This window comes from Thermogutta sp. (assembly GCF_014359955.1).
Classification (GTDB): domain Bacteria; phylum Planctomycetota; class Planctomycetia; order Pirellulales; family Thermoguttaceae; genus Thermogutta.
On the sequence record NZ_JACIYL010000042.1, the window covers coordinates 1 to 12,006 of the forward strand.

8 protein-coding genes and 2 tRNA genes are annotated in these 12,006 nt (G+C 59.4%); 7 read left to right on the forward strand and 3 right to left on the reverse strand.

The window, feature by feature from the left end; translation table 11 throughout:
* Nucleotides 1-47: 47 nt before the first annotated feature.
* Complete coding sequence (gene purM / locus H5U08_RS02505) at nt 48-1,124, reverse strand: phosphoribosylformylglycinamidine cyclo-ligase (RefSeq protein ID WP_297029762.1); 1,077 nt, start codon at nt 1,122-1,124, stop codon at nt 48-50.
* A gap of 850 nt (nt 1,125-1,974) precedes the next feature.
* Here purM and H5U08_RS02510 point away from each other — a divergent pair.
* The 6 genes from H5U08_RS02510 to H5U08_RS02535 all read left to right on the forward strand — a co-directional run bounded on the left by H5U08_RS02510 (nt 1,975) and on the right by H5U08_RS02535 (nt 8,373).
* Nucleotides 1,975-2,048 (forward strand) — tRNA-Val (locus H5U08_RS02510).
* A gap of 13 nt (nt 2,049-2,061) precedes the next feature.
* Nucleotides 2,062-2,134 (forward strand) — tRNA-Ala (locus H5U08_RS02515).
* A 977-nt stretch (nt 2,135-3,111) separates the two neighbouring features.
* Nucleotides 3,112-4,686 carry a hypothetical protein gene (locus H5U08_RS02520; protein ID WP_297029763.1) on the forward strand — a complete coding sequence of 525 codons (1,575 nt, stop codon included), beginning with the start codon at nt 3,112-3,114 and terminating at the stop codon, nt 4,684-4,686.
* 213 nt (nt 4,687-4,899) lie between these two features.
* On the forward strand, nt 4,900-5,106 hold the full coding sequence (locus H5U08_RS02525) for a hypothetical protein (RefSeq protein ID WP_297029765.1): 207 nt from the start codon (nt 4,900-4,902) through the stop codon (nt 5,104-5,106).
* Nucleotides 5,107-5,507: 401 nt separating this feature from the next.
* Nucleotides 5,508-7,139, forward strand: coding sequence for a sulfatase-like hydrolase/transferase (locus H5U08_RS02530; protein ID WP_297029766.1), 1,632 nt, complete (start codon nt 5,508-5,510; stop codon nt 7,137-7,139).
* Nucleotides 7,140-7,152: 13 nt separating this feature from the next.
* Nucleotides 7,153-8,373 carry a sialidase family protein gene (locus H5U08_RS02535; protein WP_297029768.1) on the forward strand — a complete coding sequence of 407 codons (1,221 nt, stop codon included), beginning with the start codon at nt 7,153-7,155 and terminating at the stop codon, nt 8,371-8,373.
* 4 nt (nt 8,374-8,377) lie between these two features.
* On the opposite strand, the gene H5U08_RS02540 is transcribed toward H5U08_RS02535, so the two are convergent.
* Nucleotides 8,378-8,788, reverse strand: coding sequence for a hypothetical protein (locus H5U08_RS02540; protein WP_297029771.1), 411 nt, complete (start codon nt 8,786-8,788; stop codon nt 8,378-8,380).
* A gap of 149 nt (nt 8,789-8,937) precedes the next feature.
* Complete coding sequence (locus tag H5U08_RS02545; RefSeq protein ID WP_297029773.1) at nt 8,938-9,180, reverse strand: hypothetical protein; 243 nt, start codon at nt 9,178-9,180, stop codon at nt 8,938-8,940.
* A 396-nt stretch (nt 9,181-9,576) separates the two neighbouring features.
* Between H5U08_RS02545 and H5U08_RS02550 the strand changes: the two genes are divergently transcribed.
* Nucleotides 9,577-12,006 (forward strand): hypothetical protein (locus H5U08_RS02550; protein ID WP_297029775.1); only part of this gene is annotated, 2,430 nt, incomplete at its 3' end.

Sequence of the window (12,006 nt, forward strand, 5' to 3'; positions counted from 1 at the left end):
GCCCCGTCATCAAATGGGATTGAAAGCCTCGCCGTCCTCAACGGAGCTCACGACGGAGTTCCCGCCCACACGACCCCGCTTCCATCGGCTGCCTCTGCGCGACCGATTTCCCAGCAGGGAACGCCCTGGTCTTCGAGCTGATGGCGAATACTGGCTGCATAGTAACTGCTGACAACGAGGATCATCCCCAGACCGAGGTTAAACACGTTTTCCATTTCCTGCTCATCGATATCCCCGAGCCGCTGCACCCAGGAAAAAACGGGGGGCACCGGCCAGGCGGATTTGTCGAGAACAATCCGCACACCCGCCGGCACGATTCGCGACAGGTTTTCACGGATGCCGCCACCGGTGATATGGGCAATCCCATGAACCACCGTCTTGACCCGATAATACCGCAATACAGAGCGGATCGGCCGAACGTAAATACGCGTCGGCGTGAGCAGGGCTTGGCCCACGGTCATGCCCAATTCCGGAATGTGATCCTCCACCTTCAGGCCGGCCATCTCAAAGACCACTTTCCTTACGAGGCTGTAGCCGTTGGAATGGAAACCGGTTGAGGCCAGTCCCAACACAGTGTCACCAGGGGAGATGGCCTGTCCGGTGATGACGGAGCGACTCTCCACCACCCCCACGCAGAAACCCGCAAGATCAAAGTCCCCCGGCTGGTAAAGGTCCGGAAGGATGGCCGTCTCTCCGCCCAAAAGGGCGCAATCCGCCTGCCGACACCCTTCCACAATGCCTTCCAGCAGCTTTTCCAGAAGTGGCGGATCGTCCTTGGGCATCGCCACATAGTCCAGAAAGAAAAGCGGCTCCGCGCCGCAGCATAACGCGTCGTTGACACTCATGGCCACAAGATCAATGCCGACCGTATGGTAAACCCCTGCCAGCGACGCGACCTTGAGTTTGGTCCCCACCCCGTCCGTGCAGGCGACAAGCACGGGGTCCTGATATCGCCGCGCAAACAGCGGCCAGGGAAAGTCCAGACGGAACAACCCCGCGAAACCATTGGGCAAATCGATGGTCCGGGGTGTCATCGTCTTTCGCAGAAGCTGTGGGATTCGGGCCATGGCCTGGCGGTACAGGTCCAGGTCCACGCCCGCAGATTTGTATGTCGCTTTAGCCATTACCACGATCCCGGGTCACAAGACCTCTGTATTGCCACAAGTAGCACCGGCGGGCCGTGCCGAAAATCGGCGGGAGATTATTCCTCTGGCTGCGTGAGCCAGCAGCGGTTGGTTGAGCCAGCAGCACGACCGCCAAATGCATTTCAAATTTAAAATGGCATTGGGAACTGAAGCACGACCGGATATTCGCCCATTGTAAACCGCCATCCTACGGGCGACTATATGACGACGATGGCGATCCCGGCCGATGGGGCGAACATATCCCCGGTCTTGCCAACGATCGTGACATGCCACAAGTGAAAACCGTTGTAGGGGCCAATCGTGAACTATCGCTAACAATAGTTTGGGCCGGGCAGAACCGGGCCCTCGTTATGTGGAGTGCGGGGCTTCAGCCCCGCTTTCCGCGCGGGACTTCAGTCCGCGGTGAAAGGCAATGGATGATGGAGACTAGTTCGGTGGACCTGACAAGCAGGTCCCTCCGAAAAGTCCTTCGGAGGGGCACGCTCGTTGTGCCGGCCGATGCGAAGGGGAGCATCCAATCTGACAAGGAGGTCCCTCCGGGTTGAGGCCAACCCGTGCGGACGTTCGGGTGCCCATTGGCAGGGAAAGTGGGAATGTGGAGATGTGTCGGGGGCTATTGACTTACCGGTCCCTGTGGCGGTTAAAATAGAGCTAGACAACCTGGCAAGCCAGGCCGGTCAGCCTGCCGGAAGCAGCGGCGTTTGTCGTGGGGCATGTTGCCCGACCGGAGACCGCTTGATCCAGCCGAACAGCGAGGCTGGTCGGGGCTGGCCGACGGTGGTGCTTTTGTTGGTAGGACTGAGGCCTGAGCGTGCTAGGAGAGACGGATGGGCGATTAGCTCAGTTGGTTAGAGCACCAGCTCGACAAGCTGGGGGTCGCAGGTTCGAGTCCCGCATCGCCCACTGTGAAGGCCCCGGGGCGGTAGCTCAGTTGGGAGAGCGCTAGAATCGCACTCTAGAGGTCGGGGGTTCGAATCCCCTCCGCTCCATTATGTCATGGTGTAGCAATACGGCACGACGCGCGCTGAGTTGTGTAACATCGTGATTGAACAGGTCGTGCGGTTCACTCTTCTCTGTTCCGTTATCTTCGCGGTTCACTTTTCTCTGTTCTGTTATCTTGTCTGTTTTTGGTATCCGCTGTGGGGGGTCGGATGTGGGGGGCTCGGAGCTGCCTCTTGGGCCAGGAGTGGGGAGGATTCTGTGTCGGTGTTCCCCAAGCGGCGGTGGTGTCTGCTGTCCTGATGTGATCCCCCAGCGGCCAATGGATTGCATTTGAGGAATCGGCCAGCATTGCGGGGAGCGCTGCAGGTTCGGCAGGGTGAAGTGCCGCTTCAATCTCTCGCATTGGCTCTTCACGAAAGTACGGGCCACGCGCTTCGCAGGTGGAAGTGCTGCCGACCAGCACGAGGGCCGAAAAGGCACATTTCGGGCAACGCGGATGTTTTAGATTCATGCCGATCCGCGGTGCAAGCGGTGATGTAAGTCCCGGAAAGGCGTTTTGGGATGGGGTCCACCGGCCATAAGTGGGGATATCCCCGGAGTCATCCGCAGTTTTTCTCTCTCGTCGCATAGGAATCCGGGGTTTGTCGAGACCTTCTGCTCGGGCGAAAGTCAGCGTGGAGGAACCTGCTTGTCACGTCCACGTTTCCAACATGGATGATCCACCGGGTATCACCGGGCACGACAAGCCTGCCCCTGAATGGCATTCCCATTTTGCGGGCACGACGAAGGTTCACCGGTCGGGGCCATTCATACGTTGCCCGTATGAGACATGATGCACGCGGCATGTCCCAGCTCCTTGCAAACTGGGGAGAGATCAGGTGCCATCCCAGCTTGCAATGCGGCGGTTTGACAGCTAGAATATCGCCAAATTTATCTGAGCTTTTTGTTATCGTGGGCGACGGGATCAAACTTTTCTTTCAGTCCATCGTTTTCCAAAGTGGCACGCCGTATCGTGGGTGCGACGATGAAAGCGGTAGCCTCTTCCATCGCTAGCGCGGTCCTTGCGTCGATGATTTGGTGGGTGGGGTGGGGGGCTTTGCCCGGTTGGGCCCATTCTCAAAGATTCACCGATTTGCTCCACGGATACTCTGTGCAGTTGCCCAGCACGTGGTCGTGTAAAGCCGACGGGCGGAGGATTTGGTTCACAGACGGGACGCGATTTGTCGTCGTTCGGGCGGCCTCTCAAGGGCAGCTCCATGAGGTGATGCAGAACTGGTTCTGGGAACACCAGGCCCTGAAAACAGCTACGGGACGCGAGCAATTCGCTTTCCGAGAGCATGCGTGTGGGCTGATCGTTTTGGGTGACGGGCTGGGGTTCCCATATGGCCTCGAGCCGATGGCCGCTGTCAATTTCGGTCTAACGGGGACAACTCCAGAGGACTATCGGGAAGTCACAGTCTGCCTCCCAGGACAGAAGGGGGTGCTGCTGGTCACGTTCTTAGCCCCCCAGAAGACCTCGCGAAGAGGGTGGATGGAGATGGTGGACATCGCACGAAGCCTCGAGTTTGTGCCGCGGGAGAAACTTGTGGCCTGGAGTGTGCAGACGATCCTCGATTCCGAAACGGGCGGTCCTCTGGCAACGATTCATGTTCCCCGTGGGGCGGAATACCGGGGGCAGACCGTCACTCTGGGAACTCAACGCCAGCCGGCCATCTTTATCAGGCAGGGCGATTTCTTGTTCCGTCGGGACAATATCCTGCTGCAGAGCACAGTGCTCCAGACGCAGTTTGGTGGGAATGGGACGACGATCCTCAATATCAACGGCGCGGGTTCGGTGCAACCGCAACCGATTTTCCTTACCTCCGTGGATGACGTGGAAAAGCTCGTCCTCGGTATCTGGCAGTCGGAGACGAATGAATCCTGGTCGGTGACAAAGCATCGCGATATCCCCCCATCTCCCATGGAAAAGACTATGTTTCAGGAGAGTGCTCAGGCGTTCAATCAGACTGCGGCCGTCTATGGACGGAGCGCAACAGCCAGCATGATTAAACGGGAGCTGCGTGCGGAAGCGGGGACGCTTGTCCGTGAAGCGTTCCTGACCGGTTCGCTTTTCCTGGCGCAGCAAGCCGATTTCATCTCGGCCAGCCAGGATTGCACGGCGAGTTTCTCCGTCATGATGAGTCAGTTCACCAAAGAGAATGAAGAGCACGATCGCGGCGTTGTTTTGGGGATTATGGCCAGCGTGCGATTCAGCCCTCAGGCGGTTCTCGCCATCCTCGAGCGAAGTTCGATCGAGAATGCCAGGCTTAATCGAATGGTTCTGGAGATGGTCCAGGAACAAGAAGACTTCAACAGCCGGATGGCAACCGCCTGGACCAACGCTTTGAGTGATCAAACCTATGCCCGGGACCCCGCAACAGGCGAGATCATGCGACTCTACAAGCATGCATGGGACGAGACTGACTTCTGGCGGGATCCCGTCTGGAACACAGTGCTTGACGGCGTTGAACCGGGAAGCGAACTGGAGGATGTTCTCCGGTCGGAGGGTTGGCGTCGCCTCGACCAGTCGCTTGAGGGATTTCCGGAACAGTGGAAGTAAGCCTGCTTGGAAACAACCTCAAAGTTGTCCTGGCGTTTCCGGGATGAGCAACCCGACAATAGTAGTGGCGGGTCGTGAATTCTTTTCCCCACGGCACGCCCCATTAACTGAGATTCGCAGCCAAAAGCCTTGTCTCAACAACAGGCCTCTTTTCGGCAAGCGCGAGAAGGTGTTCTGTTTTCCCTTTGAGCGCTTGCGGCGATGATCGAGGGGATGGATCGGGCAATTCAAAACATCCTCGACCCACTCGATCGATGGGCACCCGCTGACCGCGCGCTGGTTATTTTCATCGGCGATAACGGGCTACAAAAACGCGAAGTAACCGGCCGGTTTGTGATGGAAAAGGAGCCATGTGGAGAGGCGGACTCCGCGTTCCAGCGAGTGTCTGCGGGCCGACCCATCTGCCGCCAGGCGGTGTGAGTGATCAGGTGTGTCCGACCCTGGATAGGGCCGCTTGAATCCTGCGCGTTGCCGGGATCCAGCCGAGCGAAACCTACCGGCCGGACGGAATCGCTCTACTGAAGTCCGTGGACGAGGATCACGCGGCAATCTCCCGCACCGTGTACCGGCGGGCATGAGCAGTCACTCCGCCTGGTGGGGCCCATGAGCGGTCACTCCACCTGGTGGGGCCCCTGACGCGGAGATTGGAAGTACCTTCGGCGTCGGGGAGGTGATAAAGTGGAGGGATATCTGTTGAATCTTGCCAACGATCCGGGTGAGAGCGGCAACCTGCTTGTGGCCCAACCGGATCTGGTAAGTCCGTTGCGTCAACTGTTGGAACACTGGGTAAAGACCTGAGACTGCAGCCATAACGGAGCGCTATGAAAATCATTGTGATCGAAGCCGACGGATTGCGGGCAGAATTTTTGGGGCCTTATGGCAACGACTGGGTGGAAACGCCGTCGCTCAATCGCATTGCCGCAAGTGGTTTTGTGTTCGATCACTGTCTGATCGGTTCACCCCACCGCGGTGCGCAAACGGCAGCGCTGTGGACAGGGCTCCATCCCACGCAGATGGCACTGGCCCAATGGGGAAGTTGTCATCCTCTGGCCGGTGGAAGTCGCGTGTCATCACGGGTTGAGGAGACTTCGGGGACAGGTATTTCCCGGGAGGGCTCCACATGGCGGTGCATTGTGTCGTCGTTGCGGGAACGTGGCTGGAAAACGGTTCTCGTCAGTCCGGAAAGATCCGTGCTGGCACACCCGCTGGCTCAATCTTTTGAGGAACATCGTTTGATTGGTGGGGGCTCAGAGGACGTCGGTGATGCAGAGCGGATGTCCATCCGGGTTGTCCGGGGGGAACCGGAGATGACTCCGCTTGGACGACCCGCGGAAGACTGGGGGGAAACCCGCACGGCTCTGGTGTTTTCGGAAGTGTGTGAAGCGCTGTCACAGATGGAAGGGGCTGCCCTGGTATGGTGCCATCTTTCCGACCTGCGAAATCACTGGGACGCACCGCTGGCAATGCGAATGCGGCACCATGAGGAGGGTGATCCCGAGCCCTGGCCGGGTACCAATGTCCCGCGGCTCTGCTTTCGGGGAGAGGTCGATCCCGACTGGCTATTGCCGTTTGTTTCGGCTTATGCCGCGCAGGTGGAAGTTCTCGACCTTTGCCTGGCCGGGTTGTGGAGCACACTGGAGGAACTCGCCCATCGCGAGCCGTGGATGCTGGTCATCACCTCAGGCCGGGGAATGCCCCTGGGGGAGCACGGATGGCTGGGCACGTGGCATACGCCGTTGCACGCGGAACTGCTTCACGTTCCCTTGATCATGGCGTTTTCCGACGGAGTCGGACAATCGGAGCGGAGTCAGGCCCTTGTGTATCCGCATGATCTGGCGGCCAGTATCCTGGGTGTGGCGGGCGTGGACATGTCCGTCGGACAGAGCGAGGGGACGATCCTACCCGATAAGACACGGGTTGCGATCGGCGGGGAGGATCTTCTTCCGATTATTCGCGGAGAACTCGATCAGGTGCGAGATCGCCTCTTCGTTTGGGATGGACATCAGACTTTGGCTGTGCGCACGCGTGGTTGGTTTGCCCAGGTACGGCTGGTCGGTCAGGAAGACGTCGAGGAGATCGCGGATTCCTCAACGGCAACGGACAACGGTGAAGAGACAATTGCCGAGGACTGGATCGCTCAAGATCTCACCACCGTGAGTGCCAGGGCAGACCTTGCCAATCTGGTCAAAATGAGAACCCAAGAGGGAGAGGACTCGCTGAGCGACTGGGAAATCGAAGAACTTCGCCGCCGGGTCAGGCTGTTCGTGAAACCCGATGACCGCTGGGAGGTGAATGAGGTGGCCGATCGATGTCCTCAGATTGCCGGCGAGTTTCTGAAAATGACTGCGGAGTTCCTTTACAGTTTTCAGACACTAGCAGACGCATCCGAACAGGATGGGCGTCTGGTGTTGTCGGTGTTACCGGACGAGCTTGTCAAGGGTCCAGAAGCCTGAAAGGAGTTGCCCCATGATGCTGCAGCGCGGTGTGATCTGCCTGGGAGTGATGGCCTTCGCTATTTCGGCGTGCTGCCCGGCTGGAGGTGAACCGGTCCAGAAGACGGTTCCCGGGGTCGTCATCGACCATTCGCCCCAGACGAGCAAAATCTACATCGGATCGCCGAGCCTCGCGGTGCTTCCGGATGGGACGTATGTCGCCTCTCACGACGAATTTGGACCAGGGTCCACCGAGCACGAAAGGGCGAAAACCCGGGTTTTTATCTCAAAGGATCGTGGTGAAAGCTGGCAGCACGTGGCTGATGTGGAGGGGCAGTTCTGGTCCACGCTGTTTGTTCATCGCGGGCATCTTTATCTATTGGGGACGTGGAGTCACTACGGCAATCTCGTCATTCGACGCTCCGACGATGGGGGGCGGACCTGGACGTCGCCGGAGGATGAGAAGAGCGGGCTGCTTGCAAAAGGACGCTTTCACTGTGCGCCCGTGCCCGTGGTTGAATACAACGGCCGAATATGGCGGGCAGTGGAAGACACCACCAATCCGCGGCAGTGGGGGCGATCGTTTCGTGCCCGGGTGATCTCGGCCCCTGCCGATGCCGACCTGCTCGTGGCGGAAAACTGGACGCTGAGTGATCCGTTGCCGGGCAATTCGTCGTGGCTTGGTGGGCGATTCGGTGGGTTTCTGGAAGGAAATATTGTGATCGATCCGGCGGGTGAGATTCTCAACATTTTGCGGGTGGCCTGCCCCGAGGGAGGAAAAGCCGCCGTGGTTCACGTGGACCGTGACGGGCGAACGCTCCGGTTTGATCCCGATCAGGATTTTGTGGATTTTCCGGGCGGGGCCAAGAAATTCACCATCCGCTTCGATCCGCAGTCCCAGCGGTACTGGTCGCTCGTCAATTGGGTGCCACCCAAATATCAAGGACTGGACGCGGCAAGGGTCCGCAACACGCTCGCGTTGGTGGCGTCGCGCGATTTGCGGCATTGGGAAATCCGCACCGTACTCCTTCACCATCCGGACACCCAGCGACACGCCTTCCAGTACCCCGACTGGCTGTTCGACAGGGACGACATCATCGCGGCCATTCGAACTGCCTACGACGACGAGGCAGGCGGTGCCCACAATGCTCACGACGCCAATTATCTCACGTTCCACCGATTCAAGCGCTTTCGCGAGTTGACGATGCGCGATTCTGTCGTGCCGCTTGCGGATCTGGGGCTGACAGACAAGTGACACTTCACGCCGTAGGAGGAGGTGGCCAGGGATACTGGTAAGGTGGCGGGGGTGGAGTGTATTCCGGGGGAGGAGCGAGGCGCTCTTCGGTCCGCTGGGGAGGCAGATGGTCACTCATCACCAGGAGGAGGAAGCGGTAAAGGACGAGCACCACGGAGGCTCCGCCCAGTGCCGCCACAAAGCCCAACGGGCTGATGGGGTTGAATTCTTCCAGACCGCATACCGTTTCCATAAAGAGAGGTCCGACCACCGCCCCGATCACGCCGATGAGGACCGTGCCCAATGGTCCGCTCGGTTCGCGGCCGGGAAAGATGACTCGCGCGAGCAGGCCGACGACGGTCCCGAATCCCAGCCAGACCAATACCAGGTCGATCCAGTACTCGGCCAGGAGAGGGAGTCGGAATGGAAAGTCCATGCTGGCACGTGCTCCCACAAAAAATGCCCCGGCGGATGTCGGGGCACTTGAACAGCACAACTCCCAAACAGATGCCCGTCGCGCGGGTGCTCCGGGTTGGGCACCGCTTTCGCGGCGGGGCGGGCTCCGCGTTGCATGCAATTTCGGGCCTAGCGGACCGGGGCTTGCTGCATCTGCTGGGCCTTGGCCTGTTGAAGCGCCGCCGCCTCGCGCGCAAGCTTGAACTCCGGACCCGGCGCGAAGTACTGCACGTCATCTTTCATGTAATAGGGGCTGGGAAGGGTCTGCCCTCCGACATCCACCTGGCACCCAGTGCCCAGCAGGAGCATTCCCAGCGAGACCCCACCGAGCAGCAGAAATGCAGCCAATGTGCGTGATTTTCGGCCGTCCATTCGCGACCTCCGTGTTCCTGATAGGGCCGTGTTTCGACGCCAGTGTTTTCTCGTCACCTACCCCCGAGAGGGCCGTCCATCCTTCCCGGTTTTCCTTCCCGATCCAGCACTCCCGGTTCGGCTCGCCACAGACGTGAGCATTGAATCACCGAGCGGACCGGCAAATCCGTTATTTCCGTTATCGTCCGTACGGGAGGCAGACTTTAGCCGCCTATTAGCGGGAGGCCGGAAAAAGTCGTAAGATCGAATAAGGGCGGTTGTCATCCGCCAATGGGGACAAGAAGGGACCGGGTTGAAAGACCGGTCGGGCGAAAGGCCGTGGTCCCGGTGGTTGCCGCTATGGGCAACCGGCTCCCTCGGTTGGTTCCTTTGCTCTGGCATCCACAGGCGAGCTCCATGAAAGCATCAAAAATCTTCCGGCTGCGTTTTGGTGAACGGGGACCTCGTCGCGGCATTTGTGCCGGGCTGAGGCTGCTGGTCTTCGCGCTGGCGCTTTTGGCCGGTGGTTTTTTCTCCAAATTGGGACTGGCGCAACTGAGTTCCGGGGGACAGGTGCCCCAACCCCTCTATTACAGTGGCCTGGAACTGATGCATGAGGGGGAATTCCGCGATGCGCTCCAGATGTTCGACACGTGCTACCGGAGCGCCATGAAATTCGGTACACGGCGATTCATGGATTCCGTGTGCTATCTCGCGATGATGGGGGAATGCTACTACCAGATGGGGCAGCTTGATCGGGCGTACGAGAGCTATTCCGCCGCCCTGGAAATTGCGCTGAGCTATCCCACCTGGCTGCAGCAGGTGATCCTTCCACCGACGGGAGCAAGCCCGCTCAGCAGTGCCAATCGGCCCATTCCCTGGGGACAGAGAACCCGCACCAATCCCGTGGGGCAGGTACCCTCCACAGGCCTGTACACCTACTCCCAGATCATTGTGGATCCCAGTTTGCTGGAAAGAGGCGCCATTGTTCCCCAGGAGGCCCGGGCCATCAATGTCGTGGAAATCATCCGCTGCACAGCGCTGGCGTTGCGTCGGCGGATTGAGCTACTGGGTCCTCTGTCGCTCGCCGATCCGCTGAGCAAGCCGGCATCGAGTGTGTTTTCCGTGCAGTACACCCAGCCGAATCATTGGTCGCAGTGCTGGGGCGATCTTCTGGCAGGGCTGAGCGCGGTCAGTGAAGGCCGCTTGGATGCGGCGATCCCGCTTCTCACTCGTTCGACGACCGTTGCCGGCAGATTTGAGCACCAGCTTTCGGGGATCGCTCTCATCGAGCTTGGAAAACTGGCGCTGGCTCGTGGGGATTATGGCGCCGCGATCAATTTTTTCCAGGAGGCCAGTTACGACGCGTTTTACTATGGCGACGGGCTGATGCTGGAAGAGGCCCTGCGTTTGGCGGCGGTCGCCCATTTGGTTGGCCGGTCGCAGACAGTTTACCCGGTGCTGCCCACGGCCCTCGCCTGGGCGAAGACCAAGCGGATTCCCTTCATTCAGGCCAGTTTGGACGTCAGTTTGGCGGAGCAGGCCCTGGCGACCAACAATCTGGCGATGGCATCTTCGGCCCTGGATGATGCCCAGAGCATCGTTTCCCGGCGGCAGATGAGCACTGGTCGAGTGGCGGCCCGGCTGGCGTTTCTGCGAGCAGCTTTGTTGCTTCAAAGCGGTGCCACATCGCAGGGACAGGCGGCCCTCAACGCGGCGCTGCCTGCGATGCGGAGTACCTCCCTCTGGCTTTTTCAGATTTCGCGGCTTTCTCAGGTGTACGCGTCGGGGCAAATCGGTCTGCGTGGGCCGATCACGCCCCGTACAGCCCACGAGCTTTATCAACTCCTGTTACGGGACCCCACAAATCTCGACTGGGCCATCGATCCGCTGGAGTGTCTGGCCGTCATTTCGACTCCTCATCCGACGCTCTACGATCAGTGGTTTGCCATCGCCTGGCAGAGAAAGCAATGGGAGGATGCCCTGGAAATAGCCGACCGTGCCCGGCGACACCGATTCCAATCGGCTCTCCCGCTGGGAGGACGGCTGGACGCCTTGCGGCGGCTTCTTGAGGCGCCGGAAGTCCTCCTCGATAACCAGGCACGCCAGGAGCGGCAAAACCTGCTCGCGCGATATCCCCAGTTCGCCGAACTCAGCAAACAGTCCCGGCAGTTACGCCAGGAGCTTACCACAACCAGTCTCGTCCCAAAAAACAACGAGGAGCAGGTGGCCCTCCAGAAAAAGTGGGATGCCTGGATGGAAGTCCTGAGAAAACAGGAGAGTCTCCTCCGTGCAATGGCTGTGGACCGCACTGCTGTCGGTGTGCCCTTTCCGCCTGTCATCCCGACCAAGCAGATTCGCCAGCAGCTTCCACCGGGTACTGTCCTGTGGACGTTCTTTGTCGCCGGGAACGATGTTTTTGTCTTTTATGTCACCAATGATCAGTATGACACCTGGCAGCTCCGCGGCGGACAGGTGGCGGTCCAGAAGCTGCTGAGCCAGTACCTGACGCAGCTCGGGTTCCTGGACGGCAACCGCGAATTTACGGTCAAAGACGTGACAGAGACGGCCTGGCAATCGGCGGGCGCCAATCTGCTCAATTACCTGGTGGCGGGCTCAAAAGCCGATCTGGCTGCCGATTTCGACCAACTGATCATCGTCCCGGATGGCTTTTTGTGGTATCTCCCGTTTGAAACGCTCAGTGTTAAGACAAATAACGGATATCTTCCCCTCGTCGCCAAACACAAGATCTATTACGCGATTTCGTCGAGTTCCGCCGTGATGGGTGGAGGGGCCAGTCTTCCGCCGCAGCCTCGAACTCTCGACTTTCAGGGACGCCTCAACCCA

Bases quoted from the DNA above. Each gene is read 5' to 3' on its own strand.
- H5U08_RS02525 (WP_297029765.1), top strand. From the start codon at position 4,900: ATGGATCGGGCAATTCAAAACATCCTCGACCCACTCGATCGATGGGCA.
- purM (WP_297029762.1), bottom strand. From the start codon at position 1,124: ATGGCTAAAGCGACATACAAATCTGCGGGCGTGGACCTGGACCTGTAC.
- H5U08_RS02540 (WP_297029771.1), bottom strand. From the start codon at position 8,788: ATGGACTTTCCATTCCGACTCCCTCTCCTGGCCGAGTACTGGATCGAC.
- H5U08_RS02530 (WP_297029766.1), top strand. From the start codon at position 5,508: ATGAAAATCATTGTGATCGAAGCCGACGGATTGCGGGCAGAATTTTTG.
- H5U08_RS02535 (WP_297029768.1), top strand. From the start codon at position 7,153: ATGATGCTGCAGCGCGGTGTGATCTGCCTGGGAGTGATGGCCTTCGCT.
- H5U08_RS02545 (WP_297029773.1), bottom strand. From the start codon at position 9,180: ATGGACGGCCGAAAATCACGCACATTGGCTGCATTTCTGCTGCTCGGT.
- H5U08_RS02520 (WP_297029763.1), top strand. From the start codon at position 3,112: ATGAAAGCGGTAGCCTCTTCCATCGCTAGCGCGGTCCTTGCGTCGATG.